We start from the raw sequence: 18,531 nt of genomic DNA, 5'->3' as shown, positions 1-18,531 counted from the left end.
AGTGGCACCACAGGACCAGGAGCCCACGTTCGGGCGGCTCATCCGCCCCTACTCGTTGACCCGCGGTCGCACCCGCCCCTCACGGACGGACTTCGCGATGACCTCGCAGGTGGTCGCGGTTCCCTCGATCAGCTCCCCCATCGTGGAACTGGAGCCGGAGTGTCGCCAGATCCTCGGTCAGTGCGCCCGCCCGGTAGCGGTCGCCGAGGTGGCCTCGGCGACCGGGATGCCGCTGGGCGTCCTGCGGATCCTGCTCGCGGACCTGCTGGACCGTGGGTTCCTGGTGGTCCACACCGAGACCGTGCGCAGCGGGCGGTCCCGTTCAGAACTGCTGCGTTCCATCATCGACGGCATTCGCGACCTCTAGGAAACCGCCATGGCCGACAGTGGCATCGTCCCCGACTCCATAAAAATCGTCGTCGCCGGTGGGTTCGGCGCGGGCAAGACGACCCTCGTGTCCGCGCTCAGCGAGGTGCGGTCGCTGCACACCGAGGAGGAGATCACCGCCGAAAGCGTCGGGGTGGACGACCTCAGCGGGGTGGAGAACAAGTCCACGACGACCGTCGCGCTGGACTTCGGACGCGTCACCCTCGACGAACGCACCGTGATCTACATGTTCGGCACCCCCGGACAGGGACGGTTCTCCTTCATGTGGGAGGAGCTCACCGAGGGGGCGCTCGGTGCGGTCGTCCTCGCCGACACGCGTCGCCTCGACGACAGCTTCACCTCGATCGACTTCTTCGAACAACGTGAGGTGCCGTTCATCGTCGCCGTGAACTGCTTCGACGGGTTCGCCTCGCACGAGCCCGAGGACGTGCGCGTCGCCCTGGACCTCGACCCGACGGTCCCGGTCACGCTGTGCGACGCCCGGGAACGGGAGTCGGTCAAGGAGGTCATGATCCGTCTGGTGACCCACGTCCTGGAGCTCGAACTCAGCGGCGCCTGACCCCGACCACACCGCTCCGACCAGCGCCACCGTCCGGCTTCCCCGTGCGCCGGGCGGTGGCGCGCGTCACCACACCGCGGCGTCCGTGCGGCGCGGGCGACGCCCTAACCTTGGTTCTCGATCATCACCTGCGAAACGGAGACCGTGGATGAAGCGCCTCGTGATCGTCGCCAGCGCGGTGGTACTCACCGCCGCCGCCTGCTCCGACTCCGGCGACGACGCCGCCGACCTCGCCGAGGGCGGCGGCCCGAGCGCCACGTTGAAGACCAGCGCGGGCGACATCGAGGTCGCGCTCTTCGCCGATCGGGCACCGGAGACGGTCGCGAACTTCGTGGATCTGGCGACCGGCGAGAAGACCGAGAACCCGGTCACCGGCGATGACGCCTTCTACGACGGGACGATCTTCCATCGGGTGATTCCGGGGTTCATGATCCAGGGCGGCGACCCGGAAGGCACCGGGACGGGCGGCCCGGGATACACCTTCGCCGACGAGATCGACGACGACCTCACTTTCAGCGGCTCCGGAGTGCTGGCCATGGCCAACTCCGGGCCCGACACCAACGGGTCGCAGTTCTTCATCACCACCGACCCCACCCCGCACCTGCAGGGAGACCACACGATCTTCGGCTCCGTCACCGACGAGGAGAGCATGGCGGTGGTCGAGGAGATCGCGGCCGTGCCGACCGGGCCCGACGACCGTCCGGTGGACGACGTGGTGCTCGAGGAGCTCGTCATCCACGAGTGACGGCCCCGCCGGGCGGGTGGGCGCGCCCGCGCCGACGGCGGGCGACCGATCCACCGTCGGAGAGAGGGCACCATGGAAGGGTGAGCCTCATCGACGCGTTGCCCTCCTCGCCCGACCCCGACCGTCTCTTCGACGGCTTCTCCACGTGGGCACAGGAACAGGGACTGAGCCTCTATCCCCACCAGGAGGAGGCGCTCATCGAGGTGGTGTCCGGCGCCAACGTCATCCTGAACACGCCCACGGGATCGGGCAAGAGCCTGGTGGCCGCCGGCGCCCTGTTCGCCTCACTGGCGCGCGACGAGTGCGCGTTCTACACCGCGCCGATCAAGGCACTCGTGTCGGAGAAGTTCTTCGACCTGTGCGCGGTCTTCGGCACCGACAACGTGGGCATGATGACGGGCGACGCCAGCGTCAACCCCGACGCCCCGATCGTGTGCTGCACCGCCGAGGTCCTCGCGCAGATCGCGCTGGCCGAGGGGGACCGCGCCGACATCGGCACCGTGGTGATGGACGAGTTCCACTTCTACGCCGAACCCGACCGAGGGTGGGCCTGGCAGGTACCCCTGCTCGCACTACCGCAGGTGCAGTTCCTGCTGATGTCGGCGACACTGGGCGACGTCTCGTTCTTCTCCGAGGACATCGCCCGGCGGACCGGCCGGCCCACGGCCGTGGTCTCCTCCGCGGAGCGTCCGGTCCCGCTCAGCTACACCTACAAGAGCACCCCCCTGCACGAGACCCTGGAGGAGCTCCTCGCCCACGACAAGGCGCCGGTGTACATCGTGCACTTCACCCAGGCCCAGGCGGTCGAGCGGGCACAGGCCTTGACCAGCATCAACATGTGCAGTCGGGCGGAGAAGGACACGATCGCCGCCGAGATCGGCGACTTCCGGTTCACGACCCGGTTCGGACGCAACCTCTCACGCTACGTACGACACGGAATCGGCGTGCACCACGCCGGCATGCTGCCCAAGTACCGCCGCCTGGTGGAACGGCTCGCCCAGAAGGGCCTGCTGAAGGTGATCTGTGGCACCGACACCCTGGGGGTCGGTGTCAACGTCCCCATCCGCACGGTGCTGTTCACCGGCCTGTCCAAGTACGACGGGTCGCGGGTACGGCGGCTCAGCGCACGGGAGTTCCACCAGATCGCCGGGCGCGCCGGACGCGCCGGGTTCGACATCGCCGGCCACGTGGTGGCCCAGGCACCCGAGCACGTGGTGGAGAACGAGAAGGCCCTGGCGAAGGCCGGTGACGATCCCAAGAAGCGCCGCAAGGTGGTGCGCAAGAAGCCGCCGGAGGGCTTCGTCGGCTGGGACGAGAGCACCTTCGACAAGCTGGTCGGCGCCGAGCCGGAGCCGCTACGTTCGCGGTTCCGGGTCAGTCACGCGATGGTCCTGAACGTGATCGGTCGCGGGGGTGACGCGTTCACCGACATGCGTCACCTGCTGACCGACAACCACGAACCGGCGTCGGCGCGACGCCACCACATCGGACAGGCGATCGCGATCTACCGCGAGATGCGGGACGCGGGCGTGGTCGAACAGGTGGCCGCCCCGCGGGGAAGCGGTCCGGAGGACCAACTGATCCGGCTCACGGTGGACCTGCGACACGACTTCGCGCTCAACCAACCGCTGTCGACCTTCGCGCTGGCGGCCCTGGACCTGCTCGACCCCGCCTCCCCCAGCTACGCCCTCGACGTGCTGTCGGTGGTGGAGGCGACCCTGGAGGACCCCGGCCAGATCCTCTCCGCCCAGACCAACAAGGCCAAGGGCGAGGCCGTGGCGGCCATGAAGGCCGAGGGGATCGAGTACGAGGAGCGGATGGAGCGGCTGGAGGAGATCACCCACCCGCGGCCGCTGGAGGAACTCCTCGAACACGCCTTCGACGTCTATCGGCGACGGAACCCCTGGGTGGGCGACCATCCGCTGCGTCCGAAGTCGATCCTGCGCGACATGTACGAACGGGCCATGACGTTCAGCGAGTACGTCGGCTTCTACGAGTTGGCCCGCGTCGAGGGAATCGTGCTGCGCTACCTGACCGGTGCCTACCGGGCCGTGACGCAGACCGTTCCCGAGGACGCGCGCGACGAGGAGCTCCGGGACATCACCGAGTGGCTCGCCGAACTGGTCCGCCAGGTCGACTCCAGCCTGTTGGACGAGTGGGAGCAGCTCGCCCACCCCACCGACGACGCCGAGGAGAAGCGGCCCGGGGCGGACTCCGCCGACGAGCCCCGACCGATCACCCACAACCGTCGGGCCTTCACCGTCACGGTACGCAACGCCATGTTCCGGCGGGTGGAGCTGGCGGCGCGCCACGCCTACGCCGAGCTCGGCGCCCTGGACTCCGACGACGGGTGGGACGCCGAACGGTGGGCGAAGGCGCTGGAGCCCTACTTCGCGGAGCACGAGACCCTGGGGATCGGCCCTGACGCGCGTGGTCCGGCCATGTTGCAGGTCACCGAGGAGCCGGGGGTGTGGCGGCTTCGCCAGGTCCTCCACGATCCCGCCGGCGACGGCGACTGGGGCATCCACGCCGAGGTCGACCTCGAGGAGTCGGCGAGCGCCGGTCGTGCCGTGGTCCGCGTGATCGCGGTGGAACAGCTCTGAGTCCGGCACCCCGTCGGACAGGGAAGGAATCGCCATGGAGTCCACCGTCCTGTTGTTGAACGGCCCCAACCTCAACCTGCTCGGTGAGCGTGACCCCGCCCAGTACGGGTCGACCACGCTGGCCGACATCGAGGCGCGCGTGGGCGAGCTCGGCGAGGAGCTCGGGGTGTCGGTGGTGTGCGCGCAGAGCAACCACGAGGGCACCATGATCGACCGGGTCCACGAGGCCCGCGCCTACCAGGGCATCCTGTGTAATCCCGGGGCCTTCGCCCATTACAGTTACGCGCTGCGCGACGCGGTGTCGGCCGCCGGCGTGCCCTACGTGGAGGTTCACATCTCCAACGTCTACGCGCGGGAGGAGTTCCGCCACACCTCGGTGATCGCACCGGTCGCGGCCGGATACATCGCCGGGTGTGGCGTCATCGGCTACGAGCTGGGTCTGCGTGCCCTAATGCGCCGGATCGCCGAGCGGGCCTGACCCAGGCGCGCCGCGAGGTTCCACCACCGGGGTCGGCGCGGTTCCGCACCGGCGTCCGGTGGCACCGGGCCGACCCGCCGGGCTTCGGTCCCTTCCGGTGGCCGAATGGGCGTGACGTCGCCTCGGGCCGCGCGCAGCCGCCGACGCCCGTGCACCGCCGTGACCACCTCCGCGCGGGACTCCGCCGCGTGGCGGACCCGCAGCCCCCGGCACAGCGCACGGGTGCGCCACAGGCGCACCACGGTGCCGTGGCCGGGCACGGTGAGCTCCACGAGGCCCGCCCGGGTGCGGTCGGCGTGGGCGAGCATCTTGGTGACGGTGTGGGGTGCCAACGCCCAGTCCACCGGCAGCTCGAGCAGGTACGGCGAGGGAAACGCGGTCGTGGGTGCCACGGCCGAGAACGTCACCCGCCGCTCGTCCATGAAGTGCGCCTGGGTCAGACGCAGCTCCCAGTCCCCGTCGTCGCGCGGGTGCGTGCTCGGGGCGTGCACGGCGGTCACGTGCAGGTCCCGCTCGTTCGCCGCCAGGACGTGGTCGAGACAGTCGCGCACACGTTCGAACGGGGCGCCGGACACCGGGACTACAGCACGCACCAGGGGGACGCCGCGCGCGGTGCTCCCCTCCGTCGTGGGGTCGGGGGCGTCACGAGGAGTGTCGGAGCGAGGTTCCGGGGTGGCGTGGTCGCGTAACCAGCGTGGTTGTGGCATTCGATCGGCGAGGCGGGCGGAGTCCGACGGGGAACGCCGGGTCGCCTGGGATCCGGTGGCACACGCCGTCGCGCGGGGTTCGGGAACGAGTACCGCGCCCGCCTGCCACAGGCGGTATCCGAACTCCAGGCCCTGGCCGGTGGTGATGGTGGGGTCGAGTCCCCCGACCTGCTTGTAGAGGCTCCGGGACACCGCGGCGCCGGGGACGGTGAACGCCTCGAATCCGAGGTGGTCCACGGTCCGCAGACCGCCGGTTCGCTGGATCATCCGTTGCTGGCCGGGCCGGGCGTGTTCGGCCTGGGCCGTCCAGACGCGCCCGATGGTGGCGAGGGCGGTGTGGGCGTGCAGCCAGCGGGCGTGCGCCTCGATGTGGCGGGGGCCGGCGATGATGTCACCGTCCAACCAGCACACGATCGCGCCGGAGGACTGTTCCACACCGTGGGCGCGGGCCGCCGCGCGGCCACCGTGGCACCGTACGATCCGACAGTTCGGCGGGCGCAGGGCGGGCATCGCGGGGGTGAGACACCGGTCGTCGGCGACGACGACCACGACGTCCAACAGGTGGGCCGGATAGGTCTGTCCGGCCAGGGCCGCCAGAGCCGCGGCCAGTGAGCCACCACCCTCGATCGCGACGACGACGGTCACGGGGAGGTGGGGTCGCCATGCGCCGAGTTCCGGCGGACGGATCGCGCTCCAGTCGTTACGGATGAGCCGACTTTCCCCCGAGGGGAGGACCGAAGCTACCCTGAGTGACTCTTCGTGCCTAGTTGATTGCACACGGTTACTATAAGTGATCGTTTTGCGTCGTCAACGATGGGACCAGCGATTTCCTGACCAGGTTCCCACCAGGCCGCGATGACGCTTCGGCCGGCCATGCCGACACTGGGACGTGTGGGGCCACTGCGAGAATCGGGCAGAATCGTGACTGGCGACCGAACGCACACACCTCAATCAAGTGGAGGACTCACCATGCCCGTGACACGCACAGCGGAGACCCAGTGGACCGGCGACCTCGCCTCAGGCGGCGGCACCGTGTCCTTCGGCTCCTCCGCCCTGCCCGACGTCGAGGTCACCTGGAAGGCGCGTTCGGAGGGCTCCGACTCGATCACCAGCCCCGAGGAGCTGATCGCCGCGGCCCACTCCTCCTGCCTGTCCATGGCGCTGACCAACGGCCTGACCAAGGCGGGGGCGACCCCGGAGTCGGTGCGGATCTCCGCCGCCGTCACCCTGAAGCCCGGAACCGGGATCACCGGAATCCACCTGACCGCCAACGTTCAGGCCACCGGTATCGACGGCGACACCTTCGCCGAGGTCGCGGAGTCCGCCAAGGCCAACTGCCCGGTCAGCCAGGCGCTCGCCGGTACCGAGATCACCCTCGACGCGACCCTCGAGGACTGACCGCCCTACCTTCAGGCAACGGAGCCGCGGCCTCCGAGCCCACCCGCGCGAACCGCGTCGTCGACGCGGTTCGCGCGGGACCTCACCAGGGTCGCACCGACCCCGTCACCACGGACGACCCAGCTCCGTTCCACGTCCCACGGCGTTCACGCTCGGCACTGGGTCGAGTCAGGGTCGCGTCGATCGTGGTCCGCCTCAGATGATCCCGCGTGGCCCGACTGGGACAGGGCGCAGCGCCAAGTCCCGGTCGGCGCGTAGCCCTCCCCCACCGTGGCGAACCGAAACCCCGTCAGGCCCCGAACACCCCGACGCCCCACACTGTCCAGAACTGGTGACGAAGACCAGTAGGTCACCAGAAGGTCAGCGGCGGGATACGGCGGCCAGATGGGACTCGGGTGGTCGGCCCACCCTCGAGGGGACACGCGAGCGTTTCGGCCCCGCCCGGCTCCTCCTCCACCGCGCCCCCATCATGCGGTCCCGCGGCATGGGTGGACCCGTACCGCGACGGAGCCGACGCTCACACTGCGCTGTTCGCCGCCGGTGGCACCGATACGCGACCCGCCGGGGGCCTTGAGCCCAGCGCTCTTTGAACACCAGCGGCGTGATCCGCCCGTTCCCAGAGGCGTCAGCGCACGGGCGGATCACGCCGGAGGGCACCCTTCGGGTATGGAACGGAATCGCGTCGAGGACCTCACCGCGAACGCCCCCACCGCTTCCCGTCGAAAGCCCCGACAGGCGTGAACGCGGCGAGCGGAGCCCCTACGGGATCAGTGCGTTGGGGACGACCAGACCCACACCAAACCCGCCACGACTGGCCCACCTCACCCACATTGGTGGCTAGGCGCGCCGCAGCGCTGTGTCGCCACCACGCGGGACATGCGGCGGCGCGATCGTGAGCACGACGTCGTGAGTGGCTACGATGGGTGCCGCGACATCGCACACCGTCGCCGCGTGGGGTGTTCGCCGCCGATCCCGTGTGCGCCCACCCCCGTCCAGCGCGCCCCCGGGCCGGCGGTCCGCACAGACAGAGGAGACCGCGGCGCGGACATCAACGGTGACCGCACACGCCGCGGTGCGGCTCACGCGACGACCAGAGGGGGAACGGTGGGACGACGCGCGTGCCCGACCATCGGGATCGCCACCGCCCCCGAGCCCGCACGCCAGGCCGACGCCCACCGGACGGCGCCACACCATCAGCGGACCCGCCCGGACCGTGCCGACGACAGGCGAGGCCACGAAACGGCACGCCGCCTCACCGTCCCCCTGGGGCGTTTCCTCCGCCAGCTCCCGCTGGGCGTCGTGTTCACCACCGACCACCGTCGACCGGGCGCCGTCCTCGACACCCACCGCGACCGGATCGCGGACGTGAGGCACCCGGAGATGGGCGGCGCCCCGAACCGGCCCCCGGGTGGCGCCACGTGACCTCGGAGCTGTTCACCCCGGAGCCTCCGCCCCGCCGCCCGGTGGCCGTGACCGCCGGCGCGGTGCACCTGCCGGACTGGTTGTCCTCGGCGCGCCAGCGGGAGTTGGTGGAGCGCTGCCGTCAGTGGGCCCGCCCGCCCGCGGGCATGGTGCGCCACACCACGCGCGGGGGTGTGATGAGTGTACGCATGGTGTCCCTGGGCTGGTACTGGCGGCCCTATCGCTACAGCGCCACCCTGCCGGACGGAACCCCGGTGAAACCGTTCCCCTCCGAGCTCGGCGCGCTCGCCCGGGCCGCGTTGCGCGACGCCGCCTCCCTGGACGGCTCCCTCGCCGAGGCCGGTGACGCGTCGTTCGACGTCGCGCTGGTGAACTACTACGACGCCGAGGCGCGCATGGGAATGCACCAGGACCGCGACGAGCGGGCCACCGCTCCGGTCGTGTCACTGAGCCTCGGTGACTCCTGCGTCTTCCGCTTCGGCAACACCAGCACCCGGACTCGTCCCTACACCGACGTGGACCTCCGCGGCGGCGACGCCTTCGTCTTCGGTGGCCCGGCCCGCCTTTCCTACCACGGTGTGCCCCGAACCCACCCGGGATCCGCCGACCCCGCGAGCGGTATGACCGAGGGACGCCTGAACATCACCATCCGCGCCACCGGATTCGCCGCTCCCGGATGAGCCCCAGACACGGACGGGTTCGGCGGTTACCCCTGTCGCACGAGCGGGGCGTCCCCGCCGGCCGGGAACGGCCACGGCGCGTCCGCCACAGCGGACGGCCAGTGCATACAGTCTGCCGGCCGTGCATACTGTCGGGGTGAACCGCCACTTCCTGGACACGCCGACCCCCTTCGGCCTCGCCCATCGCGGAGGCTGGGTCCCCGACGCCGGTGGACAGCCGAACCGGGCGCTGGAGAACACGCCCGCCGCCTTCCAGCACGCCCTGGACCTCGGCTACACCCACCTGGAGACCGACGTTCGCGTCACCCGGGACGGAGAGGTGCTGGCCTTCCACGACGCCACCCTGGACCGGGCGACGGACCGCTCCGGCGTCATCGCCGAACTCACCTACTCCGAGGTCGCGCGGGCACGGGTCGGCGGTGGCGAGTCGGTTCCCCGCCTGGAGGACCTGTTGGGAGCGTGGCCGTCGGCGCGCTTCAACATCGACGTCAAGGAGGACCGGGCGGTCGTTCCGCTGGCCGACGTGCTGCGACGGACCGGCGCCTGGGACCGGGTGTGCGTGGGGTCCTTCCGTCAGGCTCGACTGGAGGCCGCGCGACGGGTCATGGACCGGCCTGTGTGCGTGTCGGGCGGCCCCGTGGACGTGGCGCGACTGCGCGTCGCGGCCTGGACGGGTGTCCGTGGACTCGTGCGTCGGGGCGTGGACTGTGTCCAGATCCCCCTCTCCCACCGGGGGGTCCCACTGGTGACCCGGGACCTGGTCGCGACCGCGCACGCGGCCGGTCTCCAGGTGCACGTGTGGACCATCAACGACACCACCGTGATGCGGCGCCTCCTGGACGCCGGGGTCGACGCGATCGTCACCGACAACACCGTCGGGCTCCGCGACGTACTGCGAGCGCGCGGCGCCTGGCCGGACTCCGACCCCTCCCCCTCCACGGAAGGGAGGACCCCGTGACGGACACAACCCCCACCGCGGGGGTCGACCCCGACCCGAAGCGGCGCCGCCGGGAACAACGCGGCTGGTACATCTACGACTGGGCCAACCAGGTGTTCTGGACCTCGGTGGTCACGGTCTTCATCGGCCCCTACCTGTCGGGGCTGGCCCAGGCCTCGGCGGAGGCGGCCGGCACCGGTGAGCGGATCCACCTTCTCGGCATCTCGCTGCACTACAACACCGTCTACCCGGCCGCGGGAATGATCGCCGCGGTCATCCAGATCGCACTGCTCCCGGTCGTCGGCGCGATCACCGACCACAGCCGCAACAAGAAGCGCCTGCTGTTCGTCTTCGCGTGCGTCGGGGCGGGGTCGACGACGGCCCTGTACCTCGCGACCGGCGACTCCTACCTGCTGGCCACGGGCCTGTTCCTGCTCGCGAACCTCGCCTACGGGTGCGCGCTCGTCGTCTACAACTCCTTCCTGCCCGAGATCGCCACGCCCGACGAACGTGACCGCGTTTCCTCGACCGGCTGGGGGCTGGCGTACCTGGGCGGACTCGTCCTACTGGTCCTTCACCTCCTGCTGGTCAGCAACGCCGACGCGCTCGGCGTCGACACCGCGGACGCCGCGCGCATCGCCTTCGCCTCCGCCGGCGTCTGGTGGCTCGGTTTCACCATCCTCGCCATGCCACGGTTGCGGAACCGTATCGGTCCGCTCGCCGCGGCGGCCCGTGGCCCGAGAGTGACGGCGTCGGTCCGCCAACTGGGACGGACGCTGATCGAGCTGCGGCACTACCCGCACACCCTGCTCTTCCTGCTGGCCTATCTCCTGTTCAACGACGGGATCCAGGCCACGATCCGCTACGCGGCGAACTTCGCGACCGGAGAGGAGGATCTCGGCCTCTCCCAGGACGACGTGGTCGCCGCCATCGTGCTGATCCAGTTGGTCGCGTTCCTCGGGTCCTGGGCGACGGGACGACTCGCGGAGGTCCTCGGCACCAAGCCGACACTCGTGGCGACCCTGGTTATCTGGACGCTGTTGCTCTCCTCGGCCTACGTCCTGCCCGCGGGGAACGTACCCCTCTTCCTCACCCTGGGCGTGGGGATCGGCCTCGTCCTCGGAGGCAGTCAGGCTCTCGCGCGGTCCCTGTTCTCCCAGTTGATCCCGCGCGGTCGTGAGGGCGAGTACTTCGGCGTGTTCACGATCTGTGACCGCGCCGGGACGCTCATCGCGTCCATCGTGGTCTTCGTCGCGGTCGAGCTCACCGGCGGCTACCGGGCCGCGATATTCTCCCTGGTCGGCTTCTTCGTGATCGGCGGGATCCTGCTGCTGTGCACCAACATCCGGCGTGGGATCCTTCAGGCCGGAAACGAGCTGCCGGGCAACATGCGGAACCGTTCGTGATCACTGGACGTCCGCAGGTGGTGTGCGCTGGGTGTTTTCGGGCAACGGTTCGGCATCAACGCGCCGGAGGTCACGCGAGTTGGGGTTGGAGGAGCGATGTCCTGGGAATCTTGACGTGGAGCGACGCGTTGTACAACCGGACGGATTTGAGCGCCTGGAGGCAACCAGACGATGGCCGAGCGAGCACTTCGCGGCACGCGGCTCGGGGCGACGAGCTACGAGAACGACCGCAACACCGACCTGGCGCCACGCCAGGAGGTCACCTATGACTGCCAGCGGGGGCACACCTTCTCGGTAACCTTCGCAACGGAGGCGGAGATTCCCCCGACGTGGGAGTGCCGTTTCTGTGGCGAGACGGCCCTCCTGGTCGATGGCGAGGAACCGCAGGAGAAGAAGGCGAAGCCCACACGCACTCACTGGGACATGCTGCTGGAACGCCGGAGCATGGAGGACCTCGAGGAGGTCCTCGCCGAACGGCTGGAGCTGCTGCGCAGCCGACGGCGGGAAGAGCGTGAACACCTGGAGGCGATGACCCAGCAAGGCTGAGACGTCTCCCGGGCGAGTGAACGAGCCGGTGGGGGCGCGGTGGGAGACCACCGCACCCCCACCGGCTCTCGTTCGTGGGTCGGGTCCGCGGGTCGGGACTCAGGGCGTGGCGGGACCGAACGCGGTGCCCCCGGCACTCGTGGGACCCGACTCCGGGCCGCGGGTGGTGTCGCCCTCGGGAAGCACCGTTCCGCGGATGACCGTCGGACCGGGGTTCGGGTCGGGCCGCTGCGCCCGGGCCGCCTCCGCGTCCACGACGGTCGCGTTCACGACCGTGGCGTTGAAACGTTCCATCCGTCGGCGCGCCCACTTCTCGAACGCCCACCGCAGGACGGGCCGCGTAAGGGGGAGCGCGAGGACCAGGCCCAGGACACCGGTGAGGAACCCGGGGATGGCCAGCAGGAACCCACCGACGAGCACCATCAGGGTGTCGAGCATGCCGCGTTGCGGTACCTCTCCCGTGCGCAGCGCCTCGTCGACGTCACGATAACCCCGCAGCCCGGCGAGCCGGATCACGACGACTCCCGCGGCGCTGGCGGCGAACAACGCCACCAACGTCCATCCGACCCCGATCTCGGCGGCGACGAGGTACATCGCCCCGAACTCCAGAAACGGGAACGCCAGCAGCGCGATCAGTACGAGCAGTGGCATGGGAACCATCCCATCGACGTGTGGACCCTTACCCAATGAACGTAACGCACGCCGTGTTCGTTCCCCGTCCGGCGCCGGTCGCACACGGTGTCACCCCCCGTCGGCGGCGACCGTCGTGTCCGCTCCGGCGGGCGACCGCCCGGCGCCACCCCTAGCGCGCCCTTCGTCTCCCCCGCGCCACGGCGGTCAGGACCGCTCCCAGGCCCAGCAGCGCCAGCACCAACTCCGGTCCGGCGCCCAGCCGGGTCGCGGGGGTGAGCCCCTCCATGGCGGGCAGCTCGACCACCGACGTCCACGGTTCGGCCTCGGGCGAGCGCTCCACGATACTGCCGTCGGGGTTGACCACGGCACTGACACCACTGGTGGCCGCGACGACGGCGGGACGTCCGTGCTCCACCGCGCGCAGTTGGGTGATGGCCAACTGTTGGTCGGACTGGCCGGTGAAGTTGTAGTTGGCGTTGTTGGTGGGAACCATCATCACCTGACCGCCCGCGGCGACCGCGTCGCGCAGCGGCGGGTCGAAGGCGACGTCGAAGCAGATCGCGGCGCCGAGGGTCGTGTCGCCCACCCGCAGGTCACCGGGCTCGGTTCCGGGGACGACGTCCGTGGGAACCTGGTCCAGCCGGTCGATGAAGGACGTGAGGACGTCTCGGAAGGGGATGTACTCACCGAACGGAACCGGGTAGCGCTTCTCGTAGAAGTCGCCCGCCCCGTCGACCGGATCCCACACCACCGAGCGGACACTGCGCGTCTCGTCGTCGGGATAGTGGGCGACACCGATCACCAGCGGTGCCTCGACGTCGGCCGCGGCCTCCTGGATGAGGTCCGCGACCGCCTCCTCTGCGTAGGGATCGAGGTCGCTGGCGTTCTCCGGCAGCACGACGAGGTCGGGCTGGGGCACGTCACCGGCTCGGACCCCCTCCGCTATTTGGTGGACACCGTCGAGATGGTTGTCGAGCACTTCGCCGCGTTCCCCGAGGATGCTGACCTCTCCCACCCGGGGCACGTTCCCCTGCACGACGCCAACCGTGGTCGTGTGGTCGACGCTGGGCGCGAGGACCCGGGCGGCGAGCGCCCCGCCTGCGAGGATCAGCACGATCAGGGCCAACGAGCCCAGGGAGCGTGTGTCGGGCCGACGCCGTCGCCACAGGCGGACCCCGGCCGCGACGAGGAGCGCCCCGGTGAGCGCCACCATGAACGTCACCAGCGCGGAGGACCCCCAGGAGGCGTATCCGGTGAAGGGGGTGTCGGGCTGGGCGTAGGCGAGTTTCGCCCAGCCGAACCCGCCGAAGGGCCAGCGGGCGCGGACGAACTCCTGGGCGACCCACAGCGCGCTCGTCCAGACGACCCAACCGCGGAGGCGCGCGACGAGCGCGATCCCGATCGCCATCGGGACGTAGTAGAGGATCTCCAGGGCGGCGGTGGCCAACCAGACGTCGACACCGAAGACCGCCTGCCAGTGCACCAACGGGACCATGAGTGACGCGCCGGCCAGGGCACCGAGCCAGGCCGCGCGGCGTGGTCGGGTTCCCCGCAGGGCCAGCAGCAGCAGTGCCACGCCCAGGGGTGTGAGAAACCACCAACCGTAGGGCGGCAGCGCCAGGAGCTGAGCCACCCCCGCCGCGGCGGCGGCCGCCGCTCGTGCGGCCGCCGCGCCGCGACGCGACCTGGCCCCGGCGATGTCCGCGGGATCCCCGTGGTGTCCGGGTTCGGCCGCGGCGGTGGTTCTGGTCGGTTGAACAGACACACCCCAGAGCCTAGGTCGTGTTGGGTGGTTATTTGCTCCGGGGTGGTGCGCGCTCGCGCGCGGGGCCCCAGGGCAAAGGAGGCGCGGGGGCGGGAAAAAGGCCCGCAACACCCTTCGGACCGGATCCGTCCCGTCGGCGGCGAGCGCGGAGACCGTTGTCTACTGGATGTTCGGGCCTTTCCCGGGTCCAACCCCCCGCCCGGCCGAGGACTCCGGACCTGCACGCGCCATTCGCCGCGCCTGGCGCGTGGCGCAGCGTCCGGCGAGGCAGGTGACCGGACCGCACGACCGGCCCGTCCAGTGCTGGACTGGTCGGTAGCCTACCGAGATCCCCTCACGGATACTCACGGATCGGTGTCCGTGTCGCTCACCTTCGCGGCGTCCCAGGTGACCGATCGGGAAAACTCGGCGACCGCGCCAGGCTAACGTACCCTCCCCGACCGACTCAACGCCCCCGGGGACACCCACACCACGCCGATACCACCCTGAGGTATCGACAAATCCGGCTCGATCTTGTTCGATGTGATCAGAGTTCGATACGAATCGATACATTACGAAACCATTCTCGATCAACAGTGTGGGCGGGAGCGCGGATCATGGCGAAGATCGTGCTGGACGGCGTCGACAAGGTGTACGCGGGGGATGTCCGAGCGGTGGACAACCTGTCCCTCGACATCGCCGACGGCGAGTTCATGGTGCTGGTCGGGCCCTCGGGGTGCGGCAAGTCGACGGCGCTGCGGATGATCGCGGGGCTGGAGGAGATCAGTGGCGGCACCCTGGTCATCGGCGAGCGGGAGTACGTGGCCGAGGACGGCACGACGCAGGTGGAGGACCGGGTCGTCAACGACCTGCCGCCGAAGAACCGGGACATCGCGATGGTGTTCCAGAACTACGCGCTGTACCCGCACATGACCGTGGAGCAGAACCTCGCGTTCGGCCTCAAGCTGCGCAAGACCCCCAAGCCGGAGATCGAGCGGCGGGTGAAGCACGCCGCCCAGATGTTGGGGTTGGAGAGCTACCTCAAGCGCAAGCCGGCCGCGCTGTCGGGTGGTCAGCGTCAGCGTGTGGCGATGGGGCGCGCGATCGTCCGCGAGCCCCAGGCGTTCCTCATGGACGAACCCCTGTCCAACCTGGACGCGAAACTGCGGGTCCAGATGCGCGCGAGCCTGAACCAGCTACACTCCGAGCTCGGCGTCACCACGGTGTACGTGACCCACGACCAGGTGGAGGCCATGACCCTGGGCGACCGGGTCGCGGTACTGCGCGACGGCCGCCTCCAGCAGGTCGACACTCCCAAGACCCTCTTCGACCAGCCGGTCAACCTCTTCGTCGCCGGATTCATCGGTTCACCGGCGATGAACTTCGTGGAGGCCACCCTGGTGCGTGACGGGGACGGCGCCCACCTGTCCTTCGGTGACCACACCCTCAACCTGCCGGGTGAGATGTTGCGGGGACGGCCGGGACTCGAGGCCTACCTCGGCCGAGAGGTGATCCTCGGTATCCGCCCCTCGGACTTCGACGACGCGGCGTTCGCCAACGGTGACCACGGAACGATGGACGTCGTCGCCGACGTCACCGAGGAGCTCGGAACCGAGATCAACGTGATCTTCGGTGTGAACGCGCCTCCCGTGCAACACGAGGAGACCGCTGCCCTGGCCGCCGACGCCGCCGGCGACGAGGAGATCGACGAAGTCGCCGCCCAGCTCCCCCTCAGTGGCGACCGCTCGGTGTTCACCGCGCGCGTCAACCCACGCAGCGGCGTGCGCCCCGGCCACTCCATCACCCTGGCCGTGGACACCCGGTACCTGCACTTCTTCGACAAGGAGAGCGGGCTGGCGATCGGACACGCGACCAACCCGAGCGCGGCGAGCGACCTCGCCGTCTCCTGACTGACCACGCGAGGGCCGGGGACGCGCTCCCCGGCCCTCGTTCGCGTGACACCGCGCCCCCGAAGCCCCCTTTCCGCATCACTTCACGGCGCCGGCCATCACGCCTTGGACGAAGTAGCGCTGGAAGGCGAAGAACACCACCAGGGGCACCACGAGCGACAGGAAGGCTCCGGGGGCGAGGACATCGAGGTTGGCGCCGAACTGCCGCATCTCCTGCTGCAGCGCGCGGGTCATGGGCTGGGAGGAGGAGTTCGCGAACACCAGCGCGACCAACAGGTCATTCCACACCCACAGGAACTGGAAGATCGCCAGCGAGGCGATGGCCGGACCGCCCAGCGGGAGAATGACGCGCCGGAAGATGGTGAGCTCCTTGCCGCCGTCCATCCGCGCCGCCTCGAGCAGGTCCCGCGGGATGGCGGCGAAGAAGTTGCGCAGCAGGAAGATCGCGAACGGCAGCCCGAAGCCGATGTGGAACAGGATCACACCGAGCAATGAGCCGTAGATGTTCATCGCCCCGTACATGCCCGCGACGGGGATCAGCGCGATCTGGATCGGGACCACCAGCAGGCCGACCACGATCAGGAACAGCCAGTCCCGCCCCGGGAACTCCAGCCACGCGAAGGCGTAGCCGGCGAGGGAGGCGATCACCACGATCGCGACCGTGGCCGGCACGGTGATGGCGATCGTGTTCCAGAACGAGCTCATGAACGTGGCGTTGTCGAGCAGGTTCGCGTAGTTCTCCAGGGTGAGCTGGGTGGGCCGCAGGAAGACGGTCCACCACCCCTCCGCGGCGTTGTCCGCGGAGGGACGCAGGGAGACCACGAGCAGGCCCAGTGTCGGGACCAGCCAGAACAGCGCGATCAAGATCAGGACGAACTGGACGATCCCCGACCCCAGGCGTGCCACGATCCGCGACGCCACGGAACGTCTGGGCGCGCCCTGGGTGCCGTCCTCCTCGGCCGGAGCGGGGATGTCCTTGGTGGCCTCGGTGCTCTGGCTCATGACCTCTCCTCGCGGAAGCGGCGGACCTGGAAGACCATGGCGGGCAGTACGAGCACGAGGAGGAAGACGGCGAGCGCGCTGCCCATGCCCTGGTCCTGTCCGCCGCCGAACGCGACCCGCCACATCTCCAGGGCCAACACGTTGGCGTCGCGTTGCACCCCGCCCGGAGCGATGATCAGCACGAGGTCGAACACCTTCAGGACGTAGATCATCAGGGTCACGAACACGACGAGGAGCACCGGGCTGAGGAGGGGCACCGTCACCCGGCGGAACACCTGCCACTCCGTCGCGCCGTCCACCCGCGCGGCCTCCAGCGCGTCGCGGGGGATGCCCGCGAGCCCCGCGGCGATGAGCACCATGGCGAATCCAGCCCACACCCACAGGTAGGCGATGATGATCGACGGCGTGACCAGGGTGGAGCCAAGCCACTCCAGACCGCGGTAGGACTCGGTGAAGTTCTCCGCGTTCAGGCGCAGCGTGGTGTCGCCCTCCACCCCCTCGAGGGTGAAGGTGCCGTCCTCACCGCTCGTCGCGGTGGCGACGACGGCCCCGTCCTGTAACGCCTCGATCTCCATCGCGGGAAGGCCGAGTTCCCCGTCGTCGATCGCTCCCTCCGTTCCGCCGCCTCCCGGGGGGAAGTCCAGCCAGACGGTGCCGGTGACGGCGTCCCCGGCTGCCGTGGGGGGATCCGCCGCGCCGGCCGTGTCGTCGGGGAGGTCGTCGGGCGCGACACCGACCAGCGGGAGCAGCACGGGGTCCTCGCCGGGGCTGACGGCCTCCTCGAGCTCCAGGCCCCCGTCGGCCTCGGTGAGCCCGGCCCCGTCGCGTGGGGAGGCGTCGGGGTATCCCACACGCGGCGCGACCGTGTCCTGCACCGTGGTGATCACGGCGTTGGCCACCCCGCGGTCGGGGTCCTGTTCGTAGACGAGCCGGAAGATGACCCCGGAGGCGAGGAAGGAGATCGCCATCGGCATGAACACGACGATCTTGAACGCGGTCGCCCAGCGGATGCGTTCGGTCAGTACCGCGAAGATGAGACCGAAGATCGTCACCACCATCGGCGCGACCACGACCCAGATCACGTTGTTGCGCAACGCGATGAACGTGTCGGGGTCACGGAAGATCTCGACGTAGTTGCCGAGGCCGACGAAGCGGTCGCCCGAGGCGTCGAACAGGCTGCGCCAGACGGAGAAGCCGATCGGGTAGAGGATGAAGGCGCCGAGGAAGAGCAGCGCCGGCAGGAGGAAGAACAGGGCCAGCCAGGGCGGCGGACCGAGCCGACCCGCCCTGGTGGACTGTGTCCCGGTGTCGGACGCCGGGGCGTGGGCGGGCTGTGCCGGGTCCGCCGGCTCCTGGTTGACCGTGGCCATCGGT

At 70.0% G+C, this 18,531-nt stretch carries 17 protein-coding genes; 12 read left to right on the top strand and 5 right to left on the bottom strand.

Going from position 1 to position 18,531, the window contains the following annotated elements; genetic code table 11:
• Nucleotide 1 precedes the first annotated feature (1 nt).
• The 5 genes from J4H86_RS01455 to aroQ all read left to right on the top strand — a co-directional run bounded on the left by J4H86_RS01455 (nucleotide 2) and on the right by aroQ (nucleotide 4,772).
• Nucleotides 2-367, top strand: a complete 366-nt coding sequence (locus J4H86_RS01455; RefSeq protein ID WP_236541382.1) for a DUF742 domain-containing protein — start codon at nucleotides 2-4, stop codon at nucleotides 365-367.
• 9 nt (nucleotides 368-376) lie between these two features.
• Nucleotides 377-946 carry a GTP-binding protein gene (locus J4H86_RS01450; protein WP_236541381.1) on the top strand — a complete coding sequence of 190 codons (570 nt, stop codon included), beginning with the start codon at nucleotides 377-379 and terminating at the stop codon, nucleotides 944-946.
• A 148-nt stretch (nucleotides 947-1,094) separates the two neighbouring features.
• Nucleotides 1,095-1,691, top strand: a complete 597-nt coding sequence (locus tag J4H86_RS01445; RefSeq protein WP_236541380.1) for a peptidylprolyl isomerase — start codon at nucleotides 1,095-1,097, stop codon at nucleotides 1,689-1,691.
• Nucleotides 1,692-1,771: 80 nt separating this feature from the next.
• Entirely contained in the window at nucleotides 1,772-4,294 is a 2,523-nt protein-coding gene (locus tag J4H86_RS01440; protein WP_236541379.1) for a DEAD/DEAH box helicase, read from the top strand.
• 34 nt (nucleotides 4,295-4,328) lie between these two features.
• Entirely contained in the window at nucleotides 4,329-4,772 is a 444-nt protein-coding gene (gene aroQ, locus J4H86_RS01435; RefSeq protein ID WP_236541378.1) for a type II 3-dehydroquinate dehydratase, read from the top strand.
• Here aroQ and J4H86_RS01430 read toward each other — a convergent pair.
• On the bottom strand, nucleotides 4,721-6,124 hold the full coding sequence (locus J4H86_RS01430; RefSeq protein WP_236541377.1) for a glycosyltransferase: 1,404 nt from the start codon (nucleotides 6,122-6,124) through the stop codon (nucleotides 4,721-4,723). The genes aroQ and J4H86_RS01430 overlap by 52 nt on opposite strands.
• Nucleotides 6,125-6,448: 324 nt before the next feature.
• Here J4H86_RS01430 and J4H86_RS01425 point away from each other — a divergent pair, with 324 nt between their 5' ends.
• The 6 genes from J4H86_RS01425 (at nucleotide 6,449) to J4H86_RS01400 (ending at nucleotide 11,868) form a co-directional block, all read left to right on the top strand.
• Complete coding sequence (locus tag J4H86_RS01425) at nucleotides 6,449-6,877, top strand: OsmC family peroxiredoxin (RefSeq protein WP_236541376.1); 429 nt, start codon at nucleotides 6,449-6,451, stop codon at nucleotides 6,875-6,877.
• Nucleotides 6,878-7,981: 1,104 nt separating this feature from the next.
• Complete coding sequence (locus tag J4H86_RS01420) at nucleotides 7,982-8,299, top strand: hypothetical protein (RefSeq protein WP_236541375.1); 318 nt, start codon at nucleotides 7,982-7,984, stop codon at nucleotides 8,297-8,299.
• Complete coding sequence (locus tag J4H86_RS01415; RefSeq protein WP_236541374.1) at nucleotides 8,296-8,979, top strand: alpha-ketoglutarate-dependent dioxygenase AlkB family protein; 684 nt, start codon at nucleotides 8,296-8,298, stop codon at nucleotides 8,977-8,979. Before J4H86_RS01420 ends, J4H86_RS01415 begins: the two co-directional genes overlap by 4 nt.
• 136 nt (nucleotides 8,980-9,115) lie before the next feature.
• Nucleotides 9,116-9,937, top strand: a complete 822-nt coding sequence (locus tag J4H86_RS01410; RefSeq protein ID WP_236541373.1) for a glycerophosphodiester phosphodiesterase — start codon at nucleotides 9,116-9,118, stop codon at nucleotides 9,935-9,937.
• Nucleotides 9,934-11,322 carry an MFS transporter gene (locus J4H86_RS01405; protein WP_236541372.1) on the top strand — a complete coding sequence of 463 codons (1,389 nt, stop codon included), beginning with the start codon at nucleotides 9,934-9,936 and terminating at the stop codon, nucleotides 11,320-11,322. Before J4H86_RS01410 ends, J4H86_RS01405 begins: the two co-directional genes overlap by 4 nt.
• 171 nt (nucleotides 11,323-11,493) lie before the next feature.
• Nucleotides 11,494-11,868 (top strand): RNA polymerase-binding protein RbpA, encoded by a 375-nt coding sequence (locus J4H86_RS01400; RefSeq protein WP_236541371.1) that lies wholly within the window; start codon nucleotides 11,494-11,496, stop codon nucleotides 11,866-11,868.
• 99 nt (nucleotides 11,869-11,967) lie between these two features.
• On the opposite strand, the gene J4H86_RS01395 is transcribed toward J4H86_RS01400, so the two are convergent.
• Both J4H86_RS01395 and lnt read right to left on the bottom strand, forming a co-directional pair.
• The gene (locus J4H86_RS01395) at nucleotides 11,968-12,519 is read right to left on the bottom strand and encodes an FxsA family protein (RefSeq protein ID WP_236541370.1); all 552 of its coding nucleotides are present in this window, start codon (nucleotides 12,517-12,519) and stop codon (nucleotides 11,968-11,970) included.
• Between the two features lie 151 nt (nucleotides 12,520-12,670).
• Entirely contained in the window at nucleotides 12,671-14,266 is a 1,596-nt protein-coding gene (gene lnt / locus J4H86_RS01390; RefSeq protein ID WP_394356436.1) for an apolipoprotein N-acyltransferase, read from the bottom strand.
• Between the two features lie 596 nt (nucleotides 14,267-14,862).
• Between lnt and J4H86_RS01385 the strand changes: the two genes are divergently transcribed.
• Nucleotides 14,863-16,155, top strand: a complete 1,293-nt coding sequence (locus J4H86_RS01385; RefSeq protein WP_236541369.1) for an ABC transporter ATP-binding protein — start codon at nucleotides 14,863-14,865, stop codon at nucleotides 16,153-16,155.
• A gap of 78 nt (nucleotides 16,156-16,233) precedes the next feature.
• Here the strand turns inward: J4H86_RS01385 and J4H86_RS01380 are convergent, their stop codons facing one another.
• Together J4H86_RS01380 and J4H86_RS01375 are read right to left on the bottom strand one after the other, a co-directional pair.
• Nucleotides 16,234-17,157 (bottom strand): carbohydrate ABC transporter permease, encoded by a 924-nt coding sequence (locus tag J4H86_RS01380; protein ID WP_236541368.1) that lies wholly within the window; start codon nucleotides 17,155-17,157, stop codon nucleotides 16,234-16,236.
• On the bottom strand, nucleotides 17,154-18,527 hold the full coding sequence (locus J4H86_RS01375; protein ID WP_236541367.1) for a carbohydrate ABC transporter permease: 1,374 nt from the start codon (nucleotides 18,525-18,527) through the stop codon (nucleotides 17,154-17,156). The genes J4H86_RS01380 and J4H86_RS01375 overlap by 4 nt, the downstream gene beginning before the upstream one ends.
• Between the last annotated feature and the right edge of the window lie 4 nt (nucleotides 18,528-18,531).

This window comes from Spiractinospora alimapuensis (assembly GCF_018437505.1).
Lineage (GTDB): Bacteria > Actinomycetota > Actinomycetes > Streptosporangiales > Streptosporangiaceae > Spiractinospora > Spiractinospora alimapuensis.
The sequence above is the reverse complement of the archived record's forward strand: the minus strand, read 5'-3'. Positions and strand labels throughout refer to the sequence as shown.